Source organism: Thermobifida fusca YX (genome assembly GCF_000012405.1).
In the GTDB taxonomy this organism is placed as follows: Bacteria; Actinomycetota; Actinomycetes; order Streptosporangiales; family Streptosporangiaceae; genus Thermobifida; species Thermobifida fusca.
This window is the reverse complement of record NC_007333.1, coordinates 970,276-996,280: the sequence shown is the minus strand read 5'-3', so window position 1 is coordinate 996,280 and position 26,005 is coordinate 970,276. Positions and strand designations below refer to the sequence as shown.

Genomic DNA, 26,005 nt, shown 5'->3' with positions numbered 1-26,005 from the left:
GCGCCAAGAGTCGTCCGGCTACCAGCGGCCGCACCGGGCCTGGAGGACCGCGAGAGCAGCCACGCCGGCCGTGGACGTGCGGAGCACGGTCGGCCCCAGCAGCGCCCGCAGCGCCCCGGCGTCCTCGAAAGCTGCGAGCTCCGCGTCGCTGAACCCGCCTTCCGGCCCCACGACGAGGACGGCGTGCCCGGCAGGGCCGAACAGTTCTTCCGGCAGCGGCAGCTGTGAAAGCCGGACCGCGCCTTCTTCATGCAGCACGATGCCCAGCGTTGCGCTTTCCAGCAGCGCGACGACACCCGCCTTCCCCACCGGTTCGGCGACCTCGGGGATGCGGCTGCGCCGGGACTGCTTAGCGGCAGCCCGGGCCGCGGAACGCCATTTCGTGAGCGACCTGGCGACACGGTCCCCCCGCCAGCGGGTGATGCAGCGCTCTGCCTGCCAGGGCACCACGGCGTCGACGCCCGCTTCCGTCATGACTTCCACGGCGAGCTCACCGCGGTCCCCTTTCGGCAAGGCTTGGACGACCGTGATCCGCGGCCGCGGTTCAGCCTCGAACACCCGCTCTTGGACGGCGCAGGTGATCGTGTCGCGGCCGACCGCGGTCACCACGCAGCGGGCCCGGTGGCCCGCGCCGTCGACCAGGTCCACGGGTTCACCCACGGCGATGCGGCGCACCGTGGCGGCGTGCCGCCCCTCAGCGCCGTCCACCACGACGGGGTCAGAGTCGAGGGCCGCGGGCTCGACCAGGAAAACCGGGGCGGTCACCGCGCGCCGAACGCGTCACGGATGCGGGAGAAGAAATTGCCCTGCCCCGGGCTGAACTTGCCCGGCGGCCGGTCCTCGCCGCGGAGTTCCGCGAGCTTGCGCAGCAGCGCTTCCTGCTCTTCGTCCAGTCGGGTGGGGGTCTCCACCGTGACGTGGATGTGCAGGTCGCCGCGGCCCGGCGCGTTGAGGTGGTGGCAGCCCTTCGACTGCAGGGTGATGACCTGCCCGGAATTGGTGCCGGGGCGCAGGTCGATCTCCTCCGGGCCGTCGAGGGTGTCGATGGTCAGCGTCGCCCCCAGCGCGGCCGCGGTCATCGGAACGGTGACCGTGCAGTGCAGGTCGTCGCCGCGCCGTTCGAAGATCGGGTGCGGGCGTTCCACGATCTCCAGGAAGATGTCGCCGCGCGGTCCGCCGTTCGGGCCGACCTCGCCTTCGCCCGCCAGCTGGATCTGGGTCCCGTCCTCGACACCCGCGGGGATCTGCACTTTGCGGGTGACGCGCTCCCGGACCCGGCCTTCCCCGGCGCAGTCCGGGCAGGGGTTGCGGATGATCGTGCCCTGGCCCGCGCACTGCGGGCACGGCCGAGTCGTCATGACTTGGCCGAGGAACGAGCGAGTGACCTGGGAGACTTCACCGCGGCCACCGCACATGTCGCAGGTCTCGGGGTGGGTTCCCTGCGCCGTGCCCTCACCCTGGCAGGTGTTGCACACGACCGCGGTGGGGAACGTGATGTCCTTGGTGACGCCGAACGCGGTCTCTTCGAGGTCGAGCTCGACCCGCACCTTGATGCTCCGGCCCCGGCGCATCCGCTCGCGTGCCGCGCGGGTTCCCGTGCTCCCCCCGAAGAACGCGTTCATCAAGTCGTCGAACGGGAAGCCCGCTCCGAAGCCGGTGGCTCCGCCGCCCGCTGCCCCGCCGCGCGCGAACGGGTCGACGCCCATGTCGTACATGCGGCGCTTCTCCGGGTTGGAGAGCACCTCGTAGGCTTGGGCGACTTCCTTGAACCGCTCCTGGGTCTCTGGGTCGGGGTTGACGTCGGGATGCAGTTCACGTGCGAGCCGGCGGTATGCCTTTTTGATCTCGTCCTGGGTCGCGTCGCGGCGAACACCAAGGATCTCGTAATAGTCTCTGGCCACTTACTGTCCCGCCAAGATCTGACCGACGTACCTTGCCACTGCGCGCACCGCTCCCATCGTTCCTGGGTAGTCCATCCGGGTTGGACCGACGACCCCGAGCTTGGCCAACGTTTGATCGCCGATCCCGTACCCTGCGGCGACAATCGAGGTGGACTGCAGGCCCTCGTGGTTGTTCTCCGCACCGATACGCACGGTCAGCATCGATGCGTCGCCCATCTCACCCAGCAAACGGATGAGGACGACGTTTTCTTCCAGCGCTTCAAGGACGTCTCGGAGCCCGGCAGAGAACCCCATCGCCGCGAGGTTCGCGGTCCCCCCGAAGACGACCTTCCCCTCGTGCTTCTCGACGAGGCTCTCCGTCAAGACCGACATCACCGACTCGGCGATCGGCCGCTCCTCCAGCGGAAGCTGGGCGAGGACCGTCGGGAACTCTTTCGGTGCCTCGGTCAGCCACTTGCCCACGAGAGCCCGGTTCAGCGCCCCGCGCAGGTTCTCGACCACGTCGTCGGAGACCTCTGCAAGACCGTCGATGACGCGCTGCTCGACACGACCGGTGTTGGTGATCAGCACCAGCATAAGACGCTGCGGTCCCAGCGGCACGAGCTCCAGGTGCTGCACGCTCGACCGGGTGAGGGACGGGTACTGCATGATCGCCACTTGCCGGGTCAGGTGCGCCAACAGCCGCACCGTGCGGGAGACGATCTCGTCGAGGTCGAGCGCCCCGCTCAGAAACGTCTCGATAGCCCGACGCTCAGCCTTGGACAGAGGCTTGACCTTGGAGAGCCGGTCCACGAACAGACGGTAGCCCTTGTCCGTCGGCACCCGGCCCGCGCTGGTGTGCGGCTGGGCGATGTACCCCAGCTCCTCCAGCGCAACCATGTCGTTGCGGATAGTCGCCGGAGAAACCCCCAGCTTGTGCCGCTCGGCCAGTGCTTTCGACCCCACGGGCTCATTCGTGGACACGTAGTCTTCGACGATGGCACGCAGCACCGCGAGTTTACGGTCGTCGAGCACGTTACGGTCGTCGAGCACGCGCTCACCTCCTGGCACTCCGTGGTCTTAAGTGCTAATTCTATGCGGCGGCGCCGAGCGGCGTTATGTCTGTCCAAGCACGGTATCAACCGAATTTTGCCCCGCTTCGGACCTGTATTCACTCCCCATCACCAGATTTCCCACGCCGCAGGCCCTGCCGTTTCGGGGCCGGTCGCCCTGTTCCCGCCAGCCTCGTCCGCAGCACCATTCCCACCGCCGCTGCCCGTGGGAACAGGAGCGGGGCATGAGGCTATCCGCGTCGGCTGCAGGCCGGGCGTCCCGGCACACCCGTGGCGCGTCGCGGCACAGGTGTGCAGATGAGGCGTTCTCCGCCCAAGGGCGGAAAGCCGCCGCGGGGCCGCGCCTGGCACAGGGCCAACCAGACTCGAAATCTTCAGTCGCGGCCTGCTGCGGCTCGGCTGGAATCGGTCGACGACTGAAAGCTCCTTGTAATCGCTCCGCAGCCCGTCCTGATTAAGCTGCCTGTGTGGATCCGCGATGCGTATCCACGGCAGTGCCCCAGCCAGCCAAGGGAAGATATGCACGAGACACCGTCTTCTCCCTCCCCCGACCACGACCCGGCTGTCCCTTCTCCGGGGGCGCAGCCGGGGTCCGGACCTTCTGGGGCCGCTCCCCAGTCCGGCCCGCACCCGCCGCACCATCCTCCGCAGTTCGCCCCGCCGACTCCCCCCGCACCCGAGGCAGGACCTTATCCCGCGTATCCCGCACCGCAGCCCCACCAGGAAGGCAGCTATCCTCCCCCCGGCCCGTACGGGACCGCTCCGGGGGTTCCCCCCGCCGCCTGGCCGCCCGCACCGGACGGCAGTACGTGGGCGATGATCGCGCACCTGGTGGGTATCGTGTTCGCCTGTGTCGGGTGGCTGCCCGCGCTCCTCGTCTACCTGGCAGTGAAAAACCGTTCTCCGTGGACCCGGCATCACGCCGCTGAAGCGTTGAACTTCCAGTTGACCCTGTTCATTCCCTACGTGGTGGGAGCCGGGCTTTTTGTGGGATTCGGGTTCTTCACCCCGGATTTGGCGTGGATCGGCGCGGTAGTCATCGTCGTCGTGTGGCTGGACTGCCTCGTGTTCGGGACTATGGCCGCGATGGCCGCGGCCCGGGATGCCTGGTACCGCTACCCGATCGCCATCCATCTGGTCAAGTAGCGGAACCTCCTCTACGGTGAAGCCATCTAAAGATTGGTGGACGGCCGCTGCCGCCGAGGACGCCCCGGCTGTTCACGACCGCACGGCTAGGGCTGCAGCGAACCGTTGCGGTGCCACTGCATCGCTACTGCGGAGCATCCATCTCCCCCATCCTCGATTGACGAACTACTGAGGACGACGCATGAATAACCCCTATCCGCCCCCCGGTCCTGAGGAGTACGGCACCGGCGGTTACAGCCCCGATCCTTCCGCTATGGGAGGCCAGCCCGGCTACGGGACTCCGCCCGGCTACGGCGCGCCCACACCTCCCCCCGGCTACGGCGCCCCCGTCCCGCACCCCGGCTACGGGCAGTACGGCTACGGGCAGCCGGGACCGAGCAACTCTGACGAGAAGACGTTCAGCGTGCTCACCCACGTGCTCGGTCTGCTCACCGGGTTCGTGGGGCCGCTCATCCTGTTCTTGATCCAGAAGGACACGGCCTCCCCTTACCTGCGGCACCACTTGACGGAAGCGCTGAACTTCCAGCTCACGCTCCTCATCGCCTACGTGGTGTCCTGGTTCCTGACCTTCATCGTCATCGGCGCGCTCACCTGGATAGCCGCCCTGGTCTGCGGGATCATCTTCGCCATCCTCGCCGCGGTCGCCGCGAACCGGGGCGAGTGGTACCGCTACCCGATCAGCATCCGCATGGTCAAGTAGTCTCGGCCTGCGGCACGGGGGATCCCACCGGGATCCCCCTGAACTTTGTCGGGCTCCTGCTCAGGCAAGGTCGAGCACCAGCGCATCGGCGAGCAGCCGGCCGCGCAGGGTGAGGACGGCGCGTCCCCGCGCGTGGGCGGCGGCGTCCAGCAGCCCGTCGGCGACGGCGCGGGCAGCCGCGGCACGCCCCGCGTCGTCGAGCAGGTCGAGGGGGCAGCCTTGGGCGATCCGCAGCTCCAAGAGGATCCGTTCGAAACGGCGGTCCGCTGCGGAGAGGATCTCCCGGGCGTGCGCCGGGGTGCGGCCCGCGGCCAGGCGGGCCGCGTAGGCAGCGGGGTGTTTGACGTTCCACCACCGCACCCCGCCGATGTGGCTGTGCGCACCGGGGCCGACCCCCCACCAGTGGCCGCCGGTCCAGTACAGCAGGTTGTGCGCGCTGCGCGCGGTAGGGTCGGCTGCCCAGTTCGACACCTCGTACCACTGCAGTCCCGCGGCGGAGAGCAGTTCGTCGGCCATGATGTAGCGGTCGGCCAGCACGTCGTCGTCGAACGGGGTCAGCTCGCCGCGGCGCACCCGGGCGGCGAGCCGGGTGCCTTCTTCCACGATGAGCGAGTAGGCGGAGATGTGGTCCGGGCCGGCCGCGATCGCGGCGGTGAGGGACTCTTTCCAGTCGGCGTCGCTCTCCCCGGGGGTCCCGTAGATGAGGTCCAGGTTGACGTGCGCGAACCCGGCCTGGCGGGCCCAGGCCACGCACTGTTCGGGCCGTCCCGGGGTGTGGGTGCGTTCCAAGACCGCGAGCACGTGCGCTTTGGCGCTCTGCATCCCGAAGGAGATCCGGGTGAACCCTGCTTCGCGCAACCGGGCGAGGATGCCCGCGTCCACGGTTTCCGGGTTGGCTTCGGTGGTGATCTCGGCGTCGGGGGCGAGCCCGAACTGCGCGTCGATCGCGTCGAGGATGCGGCCGAGTTCCTCCGGGGAGAGCAGGGTGGGGGTGCCGCCGCCCATGAAGACGGTACGCACCGGGAGTTCGCGGTCGCCGAGCACCCGCCGGGCGAGCGCTATTTCAGCGATCGCCTGGTCCGCGTAGGTGCGCGGGGAGGCGACTGCTGTTCCGTCCCGCGAGCGCAGCTCCGCGGCGGTGTAGGTGTTGAAGTCGCAGTAGCCGCAGCGGGTCGCGCAGAACGGCACGTGCACGTAGAACCCGAACGGCCGGGTGCCGAGCTCGGCGAGCGCATCGGCAGGCAGGGAGCCGTCCGGGGGAACAGGCGTACCGTCGAGTGGAGCTGAAGGCATGTCTTCAGTGTCGGCGATGCGAGGCAGTCCTCGCTCCGGCCGCCGCGGGCCAGCATGGCTGCCGTGCCGCGGCCCTGCCCACTCGGTGGGGGCGAGTGGGCTGGCCTGGTGGGACCGTGCGGTCCGCGGAGCACAACGTCGGCTAGTTCCCGGCCGGAGCGACCTGTTCTCCCAGGGAGGCCCGGTGCACGCCGGTGGAGCCGCGCACGACGAGCTCCGGTTCGAACATGTACTCGGTGCGTGCCGGGGCATGCCCGGAGATCTCGTCGCAGAGCGCGCGGACCGCGGCGAGTGCCATGGCCTGTATCGGCTGGCGGACCGTGGTCAGTGGCGGGTCGGTGAACGCGATGAGCGGGGAGTCGTCGTAGCCGACCACTGACAGGTCACCGGGGACGGTGAGGTTCCGCTGGCGGGCCGCGCGGATCGCCCCCAACGCCATGAGGTCGGAGCCGCAGACGATGGCGGTGACCCCGCGGTCCAGCAGTCTGCTGGCCGCCGCGTGGCCGCCTTCCACCCCGAACAGGGAGAGTTCGACCAGGTCGTCGTGGAAGTCGAGGCCGTTCTCCAGCATCGCGGCCTTGAAGCCGTCCAGCTTGCGCTGGACGGGCACGTAGCGGTGGGGGCCGCTGGCGAACCCGATCCGGGTGTGGCCGAGAGCCGCGAGGTGGTTGACCGCGAGTCGGGCCGCAGCCCGGTCGTCCGGGGAGATAAAGGTCGCGGGCAGTCCTTCGACGTAGCCGTTGACCAGGACGATAGGCAGGCGGCGCTGGAGGAGCGCCCGGTAGCGGTCGTGGTTGGCGGTGGTGTCGGCGTGCAGGCCGGAAACGAAGATGATGCCGGAGACGTTACGTTCCAGCAGCATCTCCACGTACTCGTCCTCCACGATCCCGCCAGGGGTCTGGGTGCACAGCACCGGGGTGTAGCCGTGCTGGGCGAGCACCCGCTCTGCGGCCTGGGCGAACATCGGGAATATCGGATTCTCTAGCTCCGGGACGACCATGCCGACCAGCCCGGCGGAGCGCTGCCGCAGCCGGGCTGGACGCTCGTATCCGAGCACGTCCAAGGCGGTCAGTACAGCTTCGCGCGTGGCTGGGCCGACCCCTGGCTTGTCGTTGAGTACCCGGGAAACTGTCGCCTCGCTTACGCCCGCGTGGCGGGCGATGTCGGCCAATCGTGGTGGACCCATGGCAGAACTCTATCGAAAACCCCTCTTCCATGTACGCAAGAAGTAGGTAATCTTGCGCAAGTAATTGCAATCGTGGGTTCCACTCGTGCGATGGAGACGCATCCATGCAGCAAGTTCCCGACAGCGTTCACTTGACCGCGCCCACCGCCCATACCCACTGGTGGCGCCACGCGGTCATCTACCAGATCTACGTCCGCAGCTTCGCAGACTCCAACGGCGACGGCGAAGGCGACCTCAACGGCATCCGGGAGCGCCTGCCCGCCCTGGTCTCGCTCGGCGTGGACGCGATCTGGCTGACCCCCTTCTACGTCTCCCCCCTCGCCGACGGCGGCTACGACGTCGCCGACTACCGTGACGTCGACCCGCGGTTCGGAACGCTGGCCGACTTCGACGCCCTCCTGGCCACCGCCCACGACCTGGGCCTCCGGGTCATCATCGACATCGTTCCCAACCACACCTCCTCCGCCCACCGCTGGTTCCGCGACGCGCTGGCCGCCGGACCGGGCAGCCCGGAGCGCGACCGGTACGTCTTCCGCCCGGGGCGCGGGGAGAACGGGGAGCTGCCGCCGAACAACTGGCAGTCGATCTTCGGCGGGCCCGCCTGGACCCGGGTGACGGAGCCGGACGGGACGCCCGGCGAGTGGTACCTGCACCTGTTCGACGTAGAGCAGCCCGACCTGAACTGGGAGAACCCGGAGGTCCGGGCCGAATTCGCCGACATTCTGCGGTTCTGGCTGGACCGCGGGGTGGACGGCTTCCGCATCGACGTGGCCCACGGCATGATCAAGGACCCCGCGCTGCCCGACATCGCCGAAGGCCAGAAGGCGGACATGCTCGACGGCCACACGCGGCTGCCCTACTTCGACCAGGACGGGGTCCACGAGATCTACCGGGAGTGGCGCGCCATCGTCGACAGCTACCCCGGGGAGCGCGCGCTGGTGGCCGAGGCGTGGGTGGAGAACGCGGAACGCGTGGCCCGCTACCTCCGCCCCGACGAGCTGCACCAGGCGTTCAACTTCGAGTACCTCACCGCAGACTGGGACGCTGCAACGCTGCGCGCCGTGGTGGACCGCTCCCTGGCCGCGAACAACGCGGTGGGGGCGCCGACCACATGGGTGCTCTCCAACCACGACGTCACCCGGCACGTCACCCGGTTCGGCGGGGGCGCGCAAGGGCTGGCGCGGGCACGCGCCGCGCTCCTGCTGATGCTGGCCCTGCCGGGATCGGTCTACCTCTACCAGGGTGAGGAGCTGGGACTTCCCGAGGTCACCGATCTGCCGGAGGAGGCCCTGCAGGACCCCACGTGGAAGCGCTCCGGATACACCGAGCGGGGCCGCGACGGATGCCGGGTGCCGCTGCCTTGGGAAGGCGACGAGCCCCCGTTCGGCTTCGGCTGCTCGGCGGAGCGCAGTTGGCTGCCGGTGCCCGCGGAGTGGCGGTCGCTGACCCGGGAGGTCCAGGAGCGCGACCCGGACTCGACCCTGTCGCTGTACAAGAAGGCGCTGCGGCTCCGCCGCGAACTGCTGCTCCCCGCAGAGGACGCGCTGCACTGGGCGGACGCCCCGCAGAACGTGCTGGCTTTCCGCCGGGAACCGGGTTTCACCTGCGCGGTGAACTTCGGCGCTGACCCGGTCACGCTGCCGTTCGAGGGCGAAGTGGTGCTGTCCAGCGGTCCGGTGGAGCAGGACGGCACGCACCTCGTGCTGCCTGGGGACACCGCGGTGTGGCTGCGGCAGTAGCGGGGTGAGTCGGCGCGTGGCGCGCTGACACCGACAGAGGGGTCCGGACTTTTCGGGGGCGTTCGGACCCCTCTATGTCAACCGGAGATTTCACTTGGATTACTCATTTCGTTGCAAGAAAGAGAAAACTCTTCCAACTTTTGCAAAAAGTTGCTAACGTCCACGCCACCGCACCCGGAAGCCGCGCCGTGCAGGGGGACGCTGCCGCGGCCTACTCGAAGGAGAATCCATGAAGTTCCGTAGCTTCAGCGTGTTGTCGGGCATAGCAGTCCTGACACTGCTTGCCACCGCGTGTGGCGGCGGAGGCGACGACAGCGCGTCCTCCGAGCAGTCCACCGACGGTGCCATGGTCATCTGGGCTGACCCCAACCGCACCGATGTGCTGATCCCCTACGCGGAACGATTCGGTGAGGCCCACGGCATCACCGTGAAAGTCGAATCCATCCCGAACGAAGACCTCCAAGACAACTTCGTCACCGCACACCAGGCAGGATCCCCGCCCGACCTGGTCGTGGGCGCCCACGACTGGACCGGCAACCTCGTCCGCAACGGCGCCATCGACCCCGTCCAGCTCCCCCAGGAGGTTGCCGACGGATTCGAACAAGTCGCCCTCGACGCGGTGACGTTCGAAGGCCAGCTCTACGGCGTGCCCTACGCCATGGAGAACCTGGTGCTCTTCCGCAACACCGACCTTGCCCCCGAAGCCCCCGACACCATTGAAGAGCTCATCAAGGAAGGCAAGAAGCTCAAAGAGAGCGGCAAGGTCGAAGAGATCATGAGCCTCCAGGTGGGCTCGGAAGGCGACGCCTACCACATCTACCCGCTGTACACCTCCGCGGGCGGCTACCTGTTCGGCAAGGACGACGAAGGCAACCTCGACCCCTCCGACATGGGTGTGGGCTCGGAATCCTCCATCAAGGCGTTCGAGAAGATCGCGGAACTCGGCGAGAAGGGCGAAGGCGCGCTCAAGCGCTCCATCGACAGCCAGAACGCCGGCCCCCTGTTCAACGAAGCGAAGACCGCCTTCCTCATCTCCGGCCCGTGGGCGATCGCAGACATGAAGGAAGCGGGCATCCCCTACGAGATCAGCCCGGTTCCCGGCTTCGCGAACGGAGACAAAGCGCGCCCGTTCATCGGCGTCCAAGCGTTCTTCGTGGCTTCCGGCGGCGCCAACAAGGTCTTCGCCCAGGAGTTCGCCACCAACTTCGTGACCGAGACCGAACTGGCCGTCGCCCTGTACGAGGCCGACCCCCGTCCCCCGGCGCTGACCGCCGCCCTGGAAAAGGTCTCCGCCGACGACCCCGACCTGCTCAAGATCGTCGAGGCCGGCGCCAACGGCGACCCGCTGCCCGCCATCCCCGAAATGGCCGCGATCTGGGGCCCGTTCGGGCAGGCCGAGGCCGCGGTGATCGCCGGTGAGGACGTCGCCGAGGCCGTCAAGGCCGCGGGTGAGGCCATCTCCGAGCAGATCGGCGGTTGATCCACGGTGGCTCGCAACACCGTCACGGGCGCCCGCTCGGGGGCGCCCGCCCCCACATCCCACGTCCGCGGTGAGCCCACGACCTCACTGCTCGGACTGGTCGTCAAAATCGGTGCGCTGGGGCTGGCCGCTGCCCTAGCAGTCTGGGCCGCGTTCCCGCTCATCGAAGCGGCCAACTGGGTCGGGGTCGGCATCGTCGCCGCAGTCACCGCCCTGATCTTCTACGTCTACCTGTCCCCCCGCCACGTCCCGCTGAAATACCTGCTGCCCGGGACGCTGTTGCTCATCGCCTTCCAGATCCTGCCGGTGCTGTACACCGTCAGCACCTCGGTCACCAACTTCGGCGACGGGCACCGCGGGGACAAGGAGCAGGCCATCGCCGCGATCGAGGCCTACTCCGTGGTGCGCACCCCCGACTCCCCCCAGTACACCCTCACCGTCGCCGCCGACGGCGCCCCGGACACCGGCGACCTCGTCTTCCTGCTCACCGCGGCCGACGGCACCGTCTACGCCGGCGACGCCGACGGCCTCACCCCCCTCGACCCCGACGACCTCACCCGAGAGGCTTCCGGGAAGATCGTCGACGCCGAGGGGTACACCGTGCTCACCACCGCCCAGATCAACGAGCGCAGCGACGAGATCGCCGACTTCGCGGTGCCCACCGGCGACGGGACCGGGATCCGCTCCAGCGGCCTGTCCATGGCCTACGAAGGCCAAGCCACCCGGACCTACCAGGAGGACTGCGACTGCATCGTGGACTCCGTCACCGGGGTGACGTACACCGCCGACAACGTCAACGGCTCCTTCGTCTCCGACGACGGGCAGCGGCTCCTCCAAGGCTGGCGGGTCAACGTCGGCTTCGACAACTTCCTCCGGTTCGTGACCGACCCGGCCACCGGCGCGTCCTTCCTGTCCATCCTCGCCTGGAACATCGGATTCGCTGCCGGCACCACCCTGCTGGTCTTCGTGGTCGGCCTGGGCCTGGCGCTGCTCATGCACACCCGCACCCCGCTGCGCGGCCGCACCCTGTACCGGATCCTCTTGGTCCTGCCGTACGCCATGCCGTCCTTCGCGATGCTGCTGCTGTGGCGGGACATGTTCAACACCGACTTCGGGCTGATCAACCGGGTGCTGGGACTGGACGTGAACTGGTTGGGCAACGCGTGGACCGCGCGCGGCTCGATCCTGCTGGTCAACACCTGGCTCGGCTTCCCCTACATGTTCCTCGTCGCCACGGGAGCCCTCCAGTCCATCCCCCGGGAACTGGAACAAGCAGCCCGAATCGACGGCGCGGGCGCCTGGCAGGCGTTCCGCCACGTCACCCTGCCGCTGCTGATGATCGCGATGACCCCCATCCTGGTCTCGACCTTCGCGTTCAACTTCAACAACTTCAACGCGATCTGGCTGACCACGGCAGGCGGCCCGTTCAGCCCGGACAACCCGCTGGCCGGAGCCACCGACCTGCTGATCACCTACACCTTCCGGTTGGCGTTCGGCGGCCAAGGCGCCCAGTACGGGTTCGCCTCAGCGGTCTCCGTGCTGATCTTCCTGATCGTGGCCCTGCTGTCGCTGATCAGCCTCAGACAGAGCCGTTCCCTGGAGGAGGTGAACCGGTGACCGCCCCCGTCTACCGCGACCGCCCCTTCCTCCGCTGGCTGCGCGACAACTCCTGGCGGCACCTGCTGCTGTGGTGTGCGGTGGCCTTCGCCCTGTTCCCGATCCTGTTCGTCATCTCGGCCGCGCTCAACCCGCTGGGCACGCTCAGCTCCAGCCACCTGGTGCCGACCGGGGCCAGCCTGGACAACGCCCGGGAACTGTTCGCCACCACCCCGTTCGGTGCGTGGTACGTCAACTCGATCGTGCTGGCGGTGTGCAACGCCGCAGTGACCGTGTTCCTGTCCGCGCTGGCCGCCTACGCTTTCAGCCGGTTCCGGTTCACTGGGCGCCGCATCGGCCTGCTCGGCATCCTGCTGATCCAGATGTTCCCGCAGTTCCTGGCGATCGTGGCGATCTACCTGATGTTCGCCACGGTCACCGACTACTGGCCCCCGATCGGCTTCGACACCCGCTGGGGCCTGCTGTTGGTCTACCTGGGCGGGGCGCTGAGCGTGAACACCTGGCTGATGAAAGGGTTCTTCGACACCATCCCCATGGAGCTCGACGAATCCGCCAAAGTCGACGGCGCCACCCACGCCCAGGCGTTCTTCCGCATCATGCTGCCTCTGGTCACCCCGGTGCTGGCGATCGTCGGCCTGCTGGTGTTCATCAACACCATCAACGAGTTCCTGCTCGCCACCGTGTTCCTGCGCGACCCGGAGGCTAAGACGGTGGCGCTCGGCCTGTACTCGCTGGTCGCCGACGAACGCAACGCGAACTTCGGCCTGTTCGCGGTGGGCACGCTGCTGATCGCCCTGCCGACCATGGCGGTCTTCTGGTTCCTGCAGCGCTACATCGTCGAAGGGCTGACCTCGGGGGCGGTCAAAGGCTGAAAGCCATCGGGCCGGTGCGGCGGCCCCTCCCCAGACCGCACCGGCCCCTTCCCACGCGCTTCCCGGCGTGCGGGCCGGGAAGCGCTTTACTTCTTCTTGCCGTCCTTGCCTTCGCCGCTGCTCTCGGTGGACAGTGCCGAAATGAACGCCTCCTGCGGCACTTCGACGCGGCCCACCATCTTCATGCGCTTCTTGCCTTCCTTCTGCTTCTCCAGCAGCTTGCGCTTCCGGCTGATGTCACCGCCGTAGCACTTGGCGAGCACGTCCTTGCGGAGCGCGCGGATATTCTCCCGGGCGATGACCCGGGAACCGATCGCGGCCTGGATCGGCACCTCGAACTGCTGCCGGGGGATGAGTTCCCGCAGCTTCTTCGTCATCTCCGCACCGTAGGAGTAGGCGTTGTCGCGGTGCACGATCGCGGAGAACGCGTCCACCACCTGCCCCTGCAGCAGGATGTCCACCTTCACCAGGTCGGCGGCCTGCTCCCCGGACGGCTCGTAGTCCAAGGAGGCGTACCCCTTGGTGCGGGACTTGAGCTGGTCGAAGAAGTCGAAGACGATCTCGGCGAGCGGCAGCGTGTACCGCATCTCCACCCGGTCCTCGGACAGGTACTCCATCCCGTCCAAGACGCCGCGCCGCCCCTGGCACAGCTCCATGATCGGGCCGACATAGTCGGAGGGGGTCAGCACGGTCGCCTTCACCACCGGCTCGCGGATCTCCGCGATCTTGCCCGACGGGAACTCGCTGGGGTTGGTCACCGTGTGCTCGGTGCCGTCCTCCATACGGACGCGGTAGACCACGTTGGGGGCGGTCGAGATGAGCGCCAGATCGAACTCCCGCTCCAACCGGTCCCGGGTGATCTCCAAGTGCAGCAGCCCCAGGAAACCGCAGCGGAACCCGAAGCCGAGCGCGGCGGACGTCTCCGGTTCGAACACCAGCGCGGCGTCGTTGAGCTGGAGCTTCTCCAACGCGTCCCGCAGCACAGGGTAGTCGGTGCCGTCGATCGGGTACAGCCCGGAGAACACCATCGGCTTGGGGTCGCGGTAGCCGGGCAGGACCTCCGCGGCGGGAGCGGCCGCCGACGTGATCGTGTCCCCGACCCGGGACTGGCGCACATCCTTCACCCCGGTGATGAGGTAGCCGACCTCGCCCACCCCGAGGGAGTCCACCTTGGTGGGCTCGGGGGAGATCACCCCGACCTCCAGCATTTCGTGGGTGGCCCCGGTCGACATCATCTGGATGCGTTCCCGGTTGGTGATCTGCCCGTCGACCACCCGCACGTAGGTGACCACACCCCGGTAGGTGTCGTAGACGGAGTCGAAGATCAGCGCGCGGGCGGGCCCGTCCGCATTGCCCACCGGCGGGGGGATGCGAGCCACGATCTCGTTGAGCAGCTCCTCGACACCCTCACCGGTCTTGGCGCTCACCCGCAGCACGTCCGACGGCTCGCAGCCGATGATCCCGGCGAGCTCCGCGGCGTACTTCTCCGGCTGGGCCGCGGGCAGGTCGATCTTGTTGAGGACCGGGATGATCGTGAGATCGTGCTCCAGCGCCATGTACAGGTTGGCCAGAGTCTGGGCCTCGATGCCCTGGGCCGCATCGACCAGCAGGATCGCGCCTTCACAGGCCGCCAGCGACCGGGAGACCTCATAGCTGAAGTCCACGTGCCCCGGGGTGTCGATGAGGTTGAGGATGTAGGTCACATCGTCGAGCGCGGTAAAAGGCAGTCGCACCGCCTGCGACTTGATGGTGATGCCACGCTCGCGTTCGATGTCCATGCGGTCGAGGTACTGGGCCCGCATCTGGCGTTCCTCAACCACGCCGGTCAGTTGCAGCATGCGGTCGGCCAGTGTCGACTTGCCATGGTCGATGTGCGCGATGATGCAGAAGTTCCGAATCAGCGCGGGATCGGTCCGAGTTGGCTGTGGCACCGTGGTCCGTTCACATTCGTCGAGGTCGGATAGGGCACTGCGTGGCGGGAGCGCACACGCGGCCGTGATCGGGCAGTGCCCCCATGGTCCCACGGACGCGACAGCGGGCGGTACCGCGGGCCACAATGGGGCACACGATCCCTATCAGGCTATGCGACGGACAGAACCGGGAGAGCAACGTGCGCTGGCTTCTCACACGCCTTCTCGCGGGCCTGGCCGCAGTACTGGTAGTAGCGGTAGGCGCGGGCGTGGTGCTAGCCGCACAGTTCTCCGGGGAGAAAGCGGAGTGGGCGGCCTCGACCGGCGCAGACGCGGCGTGGCTGGACGGGTCGTGGGTGGACGGGAGCAAAGACGAGTCCGACTTCGCCGCGGCGCTGCCCCGGCTGCGCGCCTTCACCGAAGTGTATGTGCACGTGGGGGAGATCGCGGAGGACGGCACGGTTGACCCCGCCGGGTACGCGGCAGCGGACGCCTTCCTCGGCTGGATGGGCCGCGAGCTTCCGGACGTGGCAGTGGTGGGGTGGCTCAGCAGCACCGCGGAGAGTTCTTCGCTGCTGGAGGACCGCGTGCCCAAGGAGGCGCGAGCCCGCCTGGTGGAGGCGGCCAGCGCTGTCGTGGACGCGGGGTTCGACGGCGTGCACTACGCCATCACCCCGGTCACCGTGAACGACCCGGGCTTCGTGGACCTGCTGGAGCGTACTCGCGACGCGATCGGCGCGGAGGCCGTGCTGTCCGTACTCGCCCTCCCCCTCGAGCCGCTTCCCGGGGTGCGGCTTCCCGTGTTCGCCGTCCAGGGGGGCGAACGCTACTGGTCGACCAATTTCCTCCTCCGGGTCGCGGAACTGTCGGACGTGGTCGTCGTGTCCGGCAGCGGCACGGGGATGCCCAGCGGCTCCCTGTACGGCGGTTTCATGGCCCGGCAGACGACGCTGGCGCTGCGGACCGTGCCGGAGACGATCGGGCTGCGGATCGGGGTGCCGCCGGCGGCGGACGACCCTGCCGCGGCAGCGACCGCGGTGGAGGCGGTGCGGATCGCGTTGACCGCGCACGGCCAGCGGGACAGTTTCGGGATCGCGGTCCACGCCCCGGAGGAGCTGGCCGACGACGCGTGGACGGAGCTCGAGGAAGATTGGCTGCACATCCAGCGGTAAAGCGGTGCCGCGGTGCGAGCATTCCCCTTCCCAGGGCATAATGGAAGTCCGTGTCTCAGACGTTCCACGTTCACTTTTGAGCCCTTGGTCTCAATCCTCGCGTCGATCTCCGCGGATCTCCTCGTGGCGCGGCTGCCCACAGGCGCGGTCCGGGTGGTGACGACGCACATCCTGACGTAACTGGAGCAGGGTTTCGCATGGCGAACATCAAGTCGCAGAAGAAGCGCATCCGGCAGAACGAGAAGGCTCGTCTGCGCAACAAGGCGGTCAAGTCGTCGCTGAAGACCGCTATCCGCAAGTTCCGTGAAGCTGCCGAGGCCGGGAACGTCGAAGAGGCCATCATTCTCCAGCGCGCCGCGGCACGCCAGCTGGACAAGGCCGTCAGCAAGGGCGTGATCCACAAGAACCAGGCTGCGAACCGCAAGAGCGCGATCGCCAAGCGGCTCCACCAGCTGCAGCAGTCTCAGGCTGCCTAAGCGTCTGCAGCAGGTTCGTTCCTGACACGCGCCCACGGCCAGGCATCGTGACGGTGTCTGGCCTTTCGCGTTGTCGGGGCCGGTCCGCTGCCGGTTGCGGGCCGTACCGGTGAGCGCTCCGCGCAGTTGTCCACAGGCGGAACCTTCCTCTCTAGCGCTCCCGTGGCGGGGACCTACCGTCCCCGGTATGGCACGACACACTGCTCCTGAGCCCGCTGCCCCGGCAGCGCAGCAGCCGTCTCCCCTGCCGTCGTCTGAGGCCGCCTTGCCTGCCGAGTGGCGGGCAGCGGACGACGGGGACCCGACCCCACTGGACTTCACTGTTCCTCCCCCGCCCTATGCCGTAGCCGACACGGTCCGCTCCCCGGTGCCCGTGCTTCCCGCGCCACGGCGTCCCCCGGCTCCCGAGGTGGGGAGGGACGAGGATGCGGCAGAGCGCCCTGCCCGGGCGGGCCGCGGTGCCCGTCCGGCCCCGCCCGCCGCACCTCAGCCGGACCGCGGCACGGGTCGGAACGACGGTTCGGCTCCCGCTCCCCCGCCCGGGTATGTGCGCATCCCGCCGCTCCCCGACCCGGCGGAGCGGCGGCTGCCTGCCCCGCTGGCGGCCCTTGTGGACCGCTGGAGGGGTGTCTCAGTGGAGCTGCGGCCCCGCGTGACCCTGTCCGGGGTGGCGGCGCTCGCCCTCGTGTGCCTGCTGGCCGCGGGGGTCACCGGCTGGTTCATGCTCAACGCCCGTCCCGCGTCCGCGCCCGCGCCGCCGCAGGAGGCCGTCCCGTCCGGTCCTCATCCGTCCCCGGCGGCGGAAGCGAGTCCTGCCGGCACGGTCGTGGTCCACGTGGGCGGTGACGTGGTCTCCCCGGGGATCGTGACCCTGCCCGCCGGGTCCCGGGTGGCCGATGCTCTCGACGCGGCGGGCGGCCCGCGCCCGGATGCGGATCTAGGGTTCCTCAACCTGGCCCGTCCCCTCGTCGACGGCGAGCAGATCCTCGTTGGGGTCACCCCGTCGCCCATGGCCGGGGAAGGCGAGGGTCCGGGCCTGCCCGCCGGGGACGGGCGGATCGACCTCAACACCGCTACCGCCGACCAGTTGCAGACCCTGCCGGGAATCGGCCCGGTGCTGGCCCAGCGCATCATCGACCACCGCGCGTCCATCGGCGGTTTCACCTCGGTGGAGCAGCTCCACGACGTCACCGGTATCGGGGACCGCCGGTTCGCGGAGCTGCGCGACCTGGTCTACGTCGGCGGTGCCCCGTGACTGCGGCAGGTTCCGGTCCCCTGCCCGGGGCAGGTGTCCGGCTCGACGTGAGCCTGGCGGTCCCGGCCGTGGGACTGTGGCTGACGGTCCTCGCACTGCTCCACGCTGCGCCACGCACCGCGTTCCTCACCGCGGCGGTGCTCGGCACGGCCGCGTGGGCAGGGCTGCTCCTGCTGCGCCACCCGCGCTGGGGGACCGTAGCCGCCCTGTGCGGTGCGACCCTGGTCTGCGCTGCGGGCGGGGCGGTGGCGGTGGCCGGGCGCACCGCCGCGGTAGCGGCCAGTCCGATGGCTGAGCTGGCCGCGGCCCAGCAGTTCACGGAGGCGAGCGTGGTGCTCGCCTTGGACCCGCGGCCTCGGGAGAACCCCGCGGTCCCGGGGCGGGCCGAGTTCGTGGTGACGGCCCACACCGAGTGGGTGACGCTGCCGGACGGGACCCGGGTCCGGAGCCGGGTCCCGGTGGTCCTCCTCGTCCACGGCGAACAGTGGCGGCACCTGGTGCCCAGCCAGCCGGTGCGCGTAGCGGGCACCGCGGTGCCCGCGGGCACCCGCCTGGATGCTGCGCTGCTCTTGGTCCGCGGTCCGCCCCGTCACGTGGGCCCGCCGTCGGCCGCCCATGCGTGGGCGGACCGGGTCCGCGGCGGGCTGCGGCGGGCGTGCGCGGTCCTGCCCCAGCCGGAGCGGGGTCTGCTGCCCGCGCTGGTCGTGGGGGACACGTCCCTGTTGGACGCGGAGACCGCGGAGATCTTCCGCGCCACCGGCATGACGCACCTGTTGACCGTCTCCGGGGCGAATCTCGCGGTGATGACCGGCGCGGTGCTGGCGGTCACCCGCTGGCTCCGGCTGCCTGTGTGGGCTTCCGCACTCACCGGTGCGGCCACAATCGCCGGGTTTGTGCTGTTGGCACGGCCGGAACCGAGTGTGCTGCGTGCGGCTTTCATGGGCGCGGTCGCCCTCGTCTCCCTGGTCGTGGGGCGTCCCCGGATCGGGGTGGCAGCGCTAGCTGCCGCAGTGATCGGGCTGCTGCTGTTCCATCCGGCGCTGGCTGCCTCGTTCGGGTTCGCCCTGTCCGTGCTGGCTACCGGCGGCATCATGGTGCTCGCGCCCCCGTGGCGGGACGCATGGGCACGCCGGGTGCCGGCGTGGCTGGCGGAGCCGGTCGCGGTCACGCTCGCCGCCCAAGTGGCGTGTGCGCCGCTGCTCGTGGTGCTGTCCGCCGAGGTCAGTTGGGTGTCCGTGCCGACGAACGTGGCGGCTGGGCCGTTCGTGCCGGTCGCCACCGTCGGCGGTTTCGTGGTCGCCGCCCTGGGACTGGTGGCGCCTCCCGCGGCACAGGTGGCGGTGTGGGTTCCGGGGGTCGCCGTGGCCTGGATCCACCGCATCGCGGAATGGGGTGCCCGCGTGCCGCACGGCGCGGTGCCGTGGCGGTCCGACGTGGTGGGGGCGTTGCTGCTGGCTGTCCTGCTCGCCGCGCTGCTGGTGCTGCGGGGCTGGGCACGGAGGGTGGTGGCTGCGGGGATTGCCGCGTCCGCGGTGGCGGCGCTGGCTCTCGCCTGCCTGGCTCCTAGCTGGCCCCCGCCGAGGTGGGCGGTGGTCGCCTGCGACGTCGGCCAAGGGGACGCGCTCGTGTTGGCGGTGGACCGCGGGGAGGCGGTGGTGGTCGACACCGGGCCGCGTCCAGGGGCAGTGGACCGCTGCTTGGACCGGCTGCGGGTGCGCCGGGTTGCGCTGCTGGTGCTCACCCACCACGACCTGGACCATGCGGGCGGCACAAGCGGGGTGCTGCGGGGCCGGACCGTGGCGGAGGCGGTGGTGCCTCCGGGGTTCGACGCACCGGACGCTGCCGCAGCCTTGGAGCGGGCCGGGGCGCGGCTGCGCACCGTGCATGCCGGGGAGGAGCTGGCTGTGGGACGCTGGCGACTGTCCGTGCTGTGGCCGCCCGCCGACTTCGCGGGCGGGGACGCCAATGAGGGCAGCGTGGTCGTGCTCGCCCACCGGTCCGCTGCCCCGCCCGCCGAAGGCGGGTTGTCGGTGCTGCTCACCGGGGATATCGAAGAGTCGGCCCAGCGCGCTCTCCTCACCCATCCGGGGATCCGCGGTGTTGACGTGCTCAAGACCCCGCACCATGGGGCGGGCACGCAGGAGGCCGTGTTCCTCGAAGCCACCCGGCCCCGGGTGACGCTCACCTCGGTGGGCGCCGGCAACCCCTACGGGCACCCGGCTGCGGACACGTGGGCGCAGTTGACCGCGCTGACCTCCGCCTCGTACCGCACAGACCAGCACGGCGATGTGGCGGTGGTGCCGACCGGGGACGGCCCCGTGGTGTACTGGCGCGGCCCTGACGTGCGCTAATCCCAGGACCGACGGCCCCAGCCCTCGGTCCAGCCGGAACGTAAGCTGAAAGTTATGGTCCCCTCCTCCCCCTCTGATGCTCCTGTCCTCGACCGTGTCTTCCGCGAGGCTGCCCTGCTGGCCGGGGCCGGGTACGCGATCCTGCTGCAGATCGCCCACCCCGCGGTGGGGCAGGGCGTGCACGACTACAGCGATTTCGCGCACCGGCCGCTCAGTCGGCTCCACGGCACTCTCACCTTCGTCTACGGGGTCATGTTCGGCTCCCCGGACGAAGCGGAGCGGATCAGCGCGATCGTGCGCGCAATGCACACCAAGGTCACCGGTCCCGGATACCGGGCGCTCGACCCGGAACTGCTCCGCTGGGTGGCCGCCACCTTGTACCAGTCCGCGGAGACCGCCTACGAGCGGTTCGTGGGGAACCTCACGGACGCGGAGAAAGACGAGGTGTATGCGCGTTCGGCAGTGTTCGCCACGGCCTTGGGATGTCCGGAGGAGTACTGGCCGGCCTCCCGCGCCGAGTTCGCCCGCTACTGGGAGGAGACGCTCGCTACGCTGCGGGTCACCCCAGCAGCCCGGGCCGTGGCCCGCGACCTGCTGCACCCTTCTGCTCGTCTGCTGCGTCCCGCGGCCCGCTTCCAAGGGTTTGTGGCTGCCGGGCTGCTGCCGTCCCGACTGCGCGACGAGTTCGGCCTGGCCTGGGATGCGCGCCGCCACCGCCGCTTCCACCGGTTGTGCACGGTGGTGCGGGCGGTGTATCCGCGGCTTCCGCTCCGGCTCCGCACCGCGGTGCGGGACGGTTTCCTGTGGGATATCCGCCGCCGGGCGGCGCAGAACCGGTTGTACCACCGTCCCCGCGGGCGGCGGCCTGCCGCCGCGGCGCGGGCCCGGCAGCGTTCTTGACGGCCTCCCCTCCGGGCCCACCCGCAGGGGAGGCCCGGAGGTCACCGCAGCATGGCATGCTGACGTCCATGGACTCCACCTCCGTTCCGCCGCTGACCGTCATCGTCGGCGACGAGGAGCTGCTCGTCGACCGCGCCGTCGCTGAAGTGGTGGCCGCGGTGCGCGCCACCGATCCGGAAGTCGACGTGCACGACCTGATGCCGTCCCAGGTGAGCGCCGGGAAATTGGTCGAAGTCACCTCGCCGTCGCTGTTCGGGGACCGCCGGGTGGTGGTGTTGCGCTCAGCGCAGGACCTCACCAAGGAGCCCGCCGGGGTGATCACCGACTACGTGAAAGATCCCGTCGACGACGTGGTGCTGGTGCTCGTCCATGCGGGCGGCGCGAAAGGCAAGGCGCTGCTGCAGGCTGCGCTGCAGGCCGGAGCCCACCGGATCGACTGCGCCAAGCCAACGAAGGCGTCGGAGCGGATCGCGTTCATCAAAGGCGAGTTCGACCGCGCGGGACGGAAGATCACCGCGGACGCCGCGCAGGCGCTCTTGGACGCGGTCGGCACGGACCTGCGGGAGATCGCGGCGGCCTGCACCCAGCTCATCGCCGACACCGAGGGTCGGGTCGACGCCGAGGCGGTGGCCCGCTACCACCGGGGGAAGGCGGAAGCGTCCGGGTTCACCGTGGCGGACCGTGCCGTGGAGGGGCGGCTCGCTGAAGCGTTGGAGCAGTTGCGCTGGTCGTTGGCGGTGGGCATGGCACCGGTGCTGATCACCAGCGCGTTGGCGAGCGCGGTGCGCGGTCTCGCGGTGGTGGTGCAGTCCTCGCGCGGCCTGTCCGAGTCGGAACTCGCGAAACAGGCCAAGGTGCCGCCGTGGAAGCTGCGTACGCTTCGCCAGCAGGCGCGCGGCTGGACTCCGCGGGGGGTGGCGCAGGCGATGCGGGTGGTGGCGGAAACCGACGCCCTCGTGAAAGGCGCGGGCCGGGACCCGGCCTATGCCCTGGAGCGGGCGGTGATCGAAATCGTGGCGGCCCGTGGCCGGCGGTAGACGGTCCGGAGCGGCGGCCGTGCCGCGGGTGGCTTAGGGTCGTCGTCCTGTGGACAGCGAGGTATTCCGCGGCGGGGTCAACCAGGTGGTCCGGGTCGGGGCCGTCGTACTCCGCCCTACCGGCCCGTGGACTCCTGCGGTGCACGCACTGCTGCGGCATGTGGCGGCGGCAGGGTTTTCCGGGGCGCCCCGCGTGCACGGTGTCGACGATCAGGGGCGGGAGATTCTCGACTTTGTGGCGGGGGCAGTGGCCACCGATCCGGTGCCCGCGTATGCGCGCCGGGATGCGGCCCTGGCCGCTGCGGGGCGGCTGGCTGCTGCGACGCTACCACGACGCGACCGTGGGGTTCGTTCCGCCGCGCGACGCGGTGTGGCAGTTGCCGGAACGCGCTCCCCGCGAGGTGATCTGCCACGGTGACGTGGCGCCCTACAACACCGTGTTCCGCACCGGGCTGCCGGTGGCGTTCATCGACTTCGACGCGGCGCATCCGGGGCCGCGTCTCTGGGATCTCGCGTTGGCCGCCTACCGGTTCGTGCCGTTGAGCGCGCCCGGCACGATCGGTGAGGACGTGCCTGTGGCGGAGCAGGCACGGCGGTTGGAACTGTTCACGGCCGCCTACGGGCTCACGAGCGCGGCGGACCGTGCGATGCTCCTCGCAGTCGCTCAGGAACGCTTGGTGGCCTTGGTGGAGTTCATGAGGGAGCGGGCAGCGGCAGGGGATGCAGCGTTCGCCCGGCATTGTGCCGAGGGGCACGACGCCATCTACCGCACGGACCTCGCCTACCTGCGCGCCCATGCCGCGGCGCTTCGGGGCTGATCGTGGGCATCGGCTCCGGCCCGCACCGTGGCGTGTGCCGCAGGGTCAGCGGAGGGGCTCTCCGCCGCGCCACACCCGCATCGCTTTGAGCCCGTAGGACCAGGCGAAAGCGCCTTCGTGCTCGGCGTCCCACTGGACGACGTCCGCGACCTTCCCCACGGCGATCACGCCGCGGTCCAGCGTGCCCAGTGCCTGGGCCCCGCCGACGGTGGCGGCGCGCAGGGCTTCTTGCACGCTGAGCCCGTACAGCCCGATCGCCATGCACACGACCAGCGACATCATGGTGGTACCGCAGTGCGCCGGGTTGTGGTCGGTGCCCAGTGCTACAGGGACTCCGTGGTCGAGGAGGGCGCGGACCGGCGGGGTGCGGCACTCGTTGAGGGACGCGGTGGGGCAGACCACGACCGGTGTCTTCGTCCGGGCGAGCGCCACCAGGTCTTCCTCGTCGGTCTCGTGGAGCAGGTCCACCGAGTTGCACTGCATTTCCGCGGCCATGCGCACCGCGCCGTGCCGGGGTTTGGAGCAGGCGTGGATCCGTGTTTTGAGGCCGGCAGCGCGCCCTAGGGTGAGGATCCAGCGCGCGTCTTCTGTGGTGAACTGGCGGTTGTCGCAGTAGACGTCGACCCCGTCCGCCCCGGCCTGGGCGGCGTCCCCCAGCCAGGAGCCGACCGCCTGCACGTAGTCGCGGTGGCGGCCGAAGTATTCGGGCGGTATCGCGTGCGCAGCGAAGAAGGTGACGTGCAGCCGCGGCATTCCGGGTTCTTCTTCGAGGGAGCGCAGCAGGCGCACATCGGCGAGCTCCCCGTCGCGGGTCAGGTGGTAGCCGGTTTTCGCTTCTACGGTGGTGGTGCCCCACAGCAGCCAGTGGCGGAGCCGGTCTCGCACGTCGTTGCAGAGGGTCCACGGGTCGGTGCCCCGGGTCACGGTGACGGTGGAGGAGACACCGCCGCCCGCGGCGACGATGTCGCTCTGGGAGGCTCCCTCGCTGCGCGCGGAGATTTCGGCGTACCGGTTCCCCGCGTAGACGGGGTGGGCGTGGGCGTCGATGAGCCCGGGGGTGACGAGCGCGCCGCCCGCGTTGTCGATCTGGGCGTCGGCGATGTGGTCAATCACTCCGGGAATGCTCTGGGGCAGGCTGGCGGCTGGGCCAACCCAGGCAATGATCCCATCGCGCATGACGATGGCGGCGTTGCTGATCAGTTCGACGCCGGTCCATAGTCGTCCGATGTTCGTCAACAGCCGTACCGTCATTGTTTCACCGCTCGCCCGTCCGCGCTGCCACGGCCGTCCCCCGGACCCGGAAGACGACCACGTCACACGAACAGTCTTCACACGACTTCATATCGATGCCTTGCCGTAGCTGGGGGTCAACGCGGCCGGAACGAGGCCGGGCAGCAGCATCCGTCAACTTCGGGTGAAGGCAACCGTAGTTCATAGAGCGCTGAGATGTACACCTTTGCGGCTGAACAGTAAACGGCGGAACCTCACAAGAGGTTCCGCCGTTTTTGTTCGGTTAGGCTCTAGCTATGAGGCCACGGTGGCGTATCGGTCCAGTTGACCGGCGAGTTCCGGGGACACCCAGGCGTGGAGGACCGTGCCGGAGGCGGTGTGCTCCTCGCTAAGGATCCGGCCTTCCTGGTGGATGCGGGAGACCAGGTCGCCCCGCTCGTAGGGCAGCAGCACGGTGACCTCGTGCTCCGATTCGGGCAGGGCTTCGGCGATCGCTTGGAGCAGCTCGCCGATGCCTTCCCCGGTGCGTGCGGAGACTTCGACCATGCCGGGGTACTTGGTGCGCAACTGCCTGAGCTGTGTCTCGTCGGCGGCGTCGATCTTGTTGATGACGATCAGCTCGGGGATGTCCGTGGCGTCGATCTCCGCGAAAACCTGCCGTACCGAGGCGATCTGCTGCTCGGGGTCAGGGTGGGAGCCGTCCACGACGTGGAGGATGAGGTCGGCTTCGGTGACCTCCTCCAAGGTGGAGCGGAACGCTTCCACGAGCTGGTGCGGCAGGTGCCGCACGAATCCGACGGTGTCGCTCAGGGTGAAGAGGCGACCGTCCGGGGTGCGTGCCCGGCGCACGGTCGGGTCCAGGGTGGCGAACAGCGCGTCCTCCACGAGGACCCCGGCACCGGTGATCCGGTTGAGCAGGCTGGACTTGCCCGCGTTGGTGTACCCGGCGATGGCGACGGCAGGCACTTTGCGGCTGCGGCGCCGGTCGCGTTTCACTTCGCGGGCCACCGCCATGTGCGCCAGTTCGCGACGGAGCTTGGCCATCCGCCGGTGGATGCGGCGCCGGTCGGTTTCCAGCTTGGTCTCACCGGGACCGCGCAGCCCCACTCCGCCGTTGCCGCCGCCGGACGTGCCCGTCTGGCGGGACAGGGCCTCACCCCATCCGCGGAGCCGCGGCAGCAGGTAGGTGAGCTGCGCCAGTTCCACTTGGGCTTTACCTTCGCGGCTGCGGGCGTGCTGGGCGAAGATGTCGAGGATGAGCGCGGTCCGGTCGATCACCTTGACCTTGACCGCTTCTTCCAGTTGGCGCAGCTGGCCGGGGGTGAGCTCCCCGTCGCAGATGACGGTGTCAGCTCCGGTGGCCTCCACGATGTCGCGGAGTTCAGCGGCCTTGCCGCTGCCGATGTAGGTAGCCGGGTCCGGTTTGGACCGGCGCTGGGTGAGTCCGGCGAGAACCACGGCGCCCGCGGTTTCCGCAAGCTGTTTGAGTTCGAACAGGGAGTTGTCGGCATCCTCCTGAGTGCCGCTGGTCCACACGCCGATGAGTACCACGCGCTCCAACCGCAGCGACCGGTACTCGACTTCGGTGATGTCGTGGAGTTCGGTGGACAGTCCGTTGACCCGGCGCAGCGCGAGGCGGTCCTGCAGCTCGGCCTCTCCCGGGGTGGTCGTGTCGATTCCGTCGAAATGGGCTGGCACAGAGTCTTCCGTGTCGACGCTTGATCCGGTGCGGAGTGTGTGGTCGTTGAGGTTGAGAGAAGTACGCGTCATATCCATCTGGTGAGTGCTAACACGGCGTCACCGTGGTTCCTTCCCCGATCGTCCCACGGGTACCGCCAGAAGTCAGGTGGTTTTTGAGGCGCTCCGCCGT

The 26,005-nt window shown here is 69.4% G+C and carries 21 protein-coding genes; 13 read left to right on the top strand and 8 right to left on the bottom strand.

Annotated elements, in window-relative coordinates:
• Positions 1 to 18: 18 nt before the first annotated feature.
• From TFU_RS04180 to hrcA, 3 genes are read right to left on the bottom strand one after another with little or no spacing between them, the layout of a single operon-like run.
• Positions 19 to 765: a 16S rRNA (uracil(1498)-N(3))-methyltransferase gene (locus TFU_RS04180; RefSeq protein WP_011291287.1), complete on the bottom strand. Its 747-nt coding sequence runs from the start codon at positions 763 to 765 to the stop codon at positions 19 to 21.
• Complete coding sequence (gene dnaJ / locus TFU_RS04175; protein ID WP_011291286.1) at positions 762 to 1,901, bottom strand: molecular chaperone DnaJ; 1,140 nt, start codon at positions 1,899 to 1,901, stop codon at positions 762 to 764. The genes TFU_RS04180 and dnaJ overlap by 4 nt, the downstream gene beginning before the upstream one ends.
• Complete coding sequence (gene hrcA, locus TFU_RS04170; protein ID WP_016188371.1) at positions 1,902 to 2,915, bottom strand: heat-inducible transcriptional repressor HrcA; 1,014 nt, start codon at positions 2,913 to 2,915, stop codon at positions 1,902 to 1,904. It abuts the gene before it with no gap.
• Between the two features lie 557 nt (positions 2,916 to 3,472).
• On the opposite strand from hrcA, the gene TFU_RS16280 reads away from it, so the two are divergent.
• Both TFU_RS16280 and TFU_RS04160 read left to right on the top strand, forming a co-directional pair.
• Positions 3,473 to 4,099: a DUF4870 domain-containing protein gene (locus tag TFU_RS16280; protein WP_011291284.1), complete on the top strand. Its 627-nt coding sequence runs from the start codon at positions 3,473 to 3,475 to the stop codon at positions 4,097 to 4,099.
• A 181-nt stretch (positions 4,100 to 4,280) separates the two neighbouring features.
• Entirely contained in the window at positions 4,281 to 4,799 is a 519-nt protein-coding gene (locus TFU_RS04160; protein WP_011291283.1) for a DUF4870 domain-containing protein, read from the top strand.
• A gap of 60 nt (positions 4,800 to 4,859) precedes the next feature.
• Here the strand turns inward: TFU_RS04160 and hemW are convergent, their stop codons facing one another.
• Together hemW and TFU_RS04150 are read right to left on the bottom strand one after the other, a co-directional pair.
• Positions 4,860 to 6,092: a radical SAM family heme chaperone HemW gene (gene hemW / locus TFU_RS04155; RefSeq protein ID WP_011291282.1), complete on the bottom strand. Its 1,233-nt coding sequence runs from the start codon at positions 6,090 to 6,092 to the stop codon at positions 4,860 to 4,862.
• Positions 6,093 to 6,234: 142 nt separating this feature from the next.
• On the bottom strand, positions 6,235 to 7,278 hold the full coding sequence (locus TFU_RS04150) for a LacI family DNA-binding transcriptional regulator (protein WP_011291281.1): 1,044 nt from the start codon (positions 7,276 to 7,278) through the stop codon (positions 6,235 to 6,237).
• Positions 7,279 to 7,382: 104 nt separating this feature from the next.
• Here TFU_RS04150 and TFU_RS04145 point away from each other — a divergent pair, with 104 nt between their 5' ends.
• From TFU_RS04145 to TFU_RS04130, 4 genes are all read left to right on the top strand, one after another.
• Complete coding sequence (locus TFU_RS04145; protein ID WP_011291280.1) at positions 7,383 to 9,017, top strand: glycoside hydrolase family 13 protein; 1,635 nt, start codon at positions 7,383 to 7,385, stop codon at positions 9,015 to 9,017.
• Between the two features lie 229 nt (positions 9,018 to 9,246).
• A complete protein-coding gene (locus TFU_RS04140; RefSeq protein ID WP_011291279.1) occupies positions 9,247 to 10,497 on the top strand; it encodes a sugar ABC transporter substrate-binding protein in 1,251 nt (416 codons plus the stop codon).
• 6 nt (positions 10,498 to 10,503) lie between these two features.
• Entirely contained in the window at positions 10,504 to 12,114 is a 1,611-nt protein-coding gene (locus tag TFU_RS04135) for an ABC transporter permease subunit (RefSeq protein ID WP_011291278.1), read from the top strand.
• The gene (locus TFU_RS04130) at positions 12,111 to 12,986 is read left to right on the top strand and encodes a sugar ABC transporter permease (RefSeq protein WP_011291277.1); all 876 of its coding nucleotides are present in this window, start codon (positions 12,111 to 12,113) and stop codon (positions 12,984 to 12,986) included. Before TFU_RS04135 ends, TFU_RS04130 begins: the two co-directional genes overlap by 4 nt.
• A gap of 86 nt (positions 12,987 to 13,072) precedes the next feature.
• Here the strand turns inward: TFU_RS04130 and lepA are convergent, their stop codons facing one another.
• A complete protein-coding gene (gene lepA, locus TFU_RS04125) occupies positions 13,073 to 14,917 on the bottom strand; it encodes a translation elongation factor 4 (protein ID WP_011291276.1) in 1,845 nt (614 codons plus the stop codon).
• Between the two features lie 179 nt (positions 14,918 to 15,096).
• Between lepA and TFU_RS04120 the strand changes: the two genes are divergently transcribed.
• The 7 genes from TFU_RS04120 (at position 15,097) to TFU_RS04090 (ending at position 22,905) form a co-directional block, all read left to right on the top strand.
• Positions 15,097 to 16,068: a hypothetical protein gene (locus tag TFU_RS04120; protein WP_041427749.1), complete on the top strand. Its 972-nt coding sequence runs from the start codon at positions 15,097 to 15,099 to the stop codon at positions 16,066 to 16,068.
• 197 nt (positions 16,069 to 16,265) lie between these two features.
• Positions 16,266 to 16,544: a 30S ribosomal protein S20 gene (gene rpsT / locus TFU_RS04115; protein WP_011291274.1), complete on the top strand. Its 279-nt coding sequence runs from the start codon at positions 16,266 to 16,268 to the stop codon at positions 16,542 to 16,544.
• Between the two features lie 187 nt (positions 16,545 to 16,731).
• Positions 16,732 to 17,799, top strand: a complete 1,068-nt coding sequence (locus TFU_RS16275) for a ComEA family DNA-binding protein (RefSeq protein WP_011291273.1) — start codon at positions 16,732 to 16,734, stop codon at positions 17,797 to 17,799.
• Positions 17,796 to 20,150 (top strand): ComEC/Rec2 family competence protein, encoded by a 2,355-nt coding sequence (locus TFU_RS04105; RefSeq protein WP_011291272.1) that lies wholly within the window; start codon positions 17,796 to 17,798, stop codon positions 20,148 to 20,150. The genes TFU_RS16275 and TFU_RS04105 overlap by 4 nt, the downstream gene beginning before the upstream one ends.
• A gap of 54 nt (positions 20,151 to 20,204) precedes the next feature.
• Complete coding sequence (locus TFU_RS04100; RefSeq protein ID WP_011291271.1) at positions 20,205 to 21,050, top strand: oxygenase MpaB family protein; 846 nt, start codon at positions 20,205 to 20,207, stop codon at positions 21,048 to 21,050.
• A 68-nt stretch (positions 21,051 to 21,118) separates the two neighbouring features.
• Positions 21,119 to 22,087, top strand: a complete 969-nt coding sequence (gene holA, locus TFU_RS04095; protein ID WP_038043404.1) for a DNA polymerase III subunit delta — start codon at positions 21,119 to 21,121, stop codon at positions 22,085 to 22,087.
• Between the two features lie 272 nt (positions 22,088 to 22,359).
• Complete coding sequence (locus TFU_RS04090) at positions 22,360 to 22,905, top strand: phosphotransferase (RefSeq protein WP_199850770.1); 546 nt, start codon at positions 22,360 to 22,362, stop codon at positions 22,903 to 22,905.
• Between the two features lie 45 nt (positions 22,906 to 22,950).
• Here TFU_RS04090 and TFU_RS04085 read toward each other — a convergent pair whose 3' ends face one another.
• Together TFU_RS04085 and hflX are read right to left on the bottom strand one after the other, a co-directional pair.
• Positions 22,951 to 24,156 carry an imidazolonepropionase gene (locus TFU_RS04085; RefSeq protein ID WP_011291268.1) on the bottom strand — a complete coding sequence of 402 codons (1,206 nt, stop codon included), beginning with the start codon at positions 24,154 to 24,156 and terminating at the stop codon, positions 22,951 to 22,953.
• A 273-nt stretch (positions 24,157 to 24,429) separates the two neighbouring features.
• On the bottom strand, positions 24,430 to 25,905 hold the full coding sequence (hflX, locus tag TFU_RS04080; protein WP_016188359.1) for a GTPase HflX: 1,476 nt from the start codon (positions 25,903 to 25,905) through the stop codon (positions 24,430 to 24,432).
• Positions 25,906 to 26,005 lie beyond the last annotated feature (100 nt).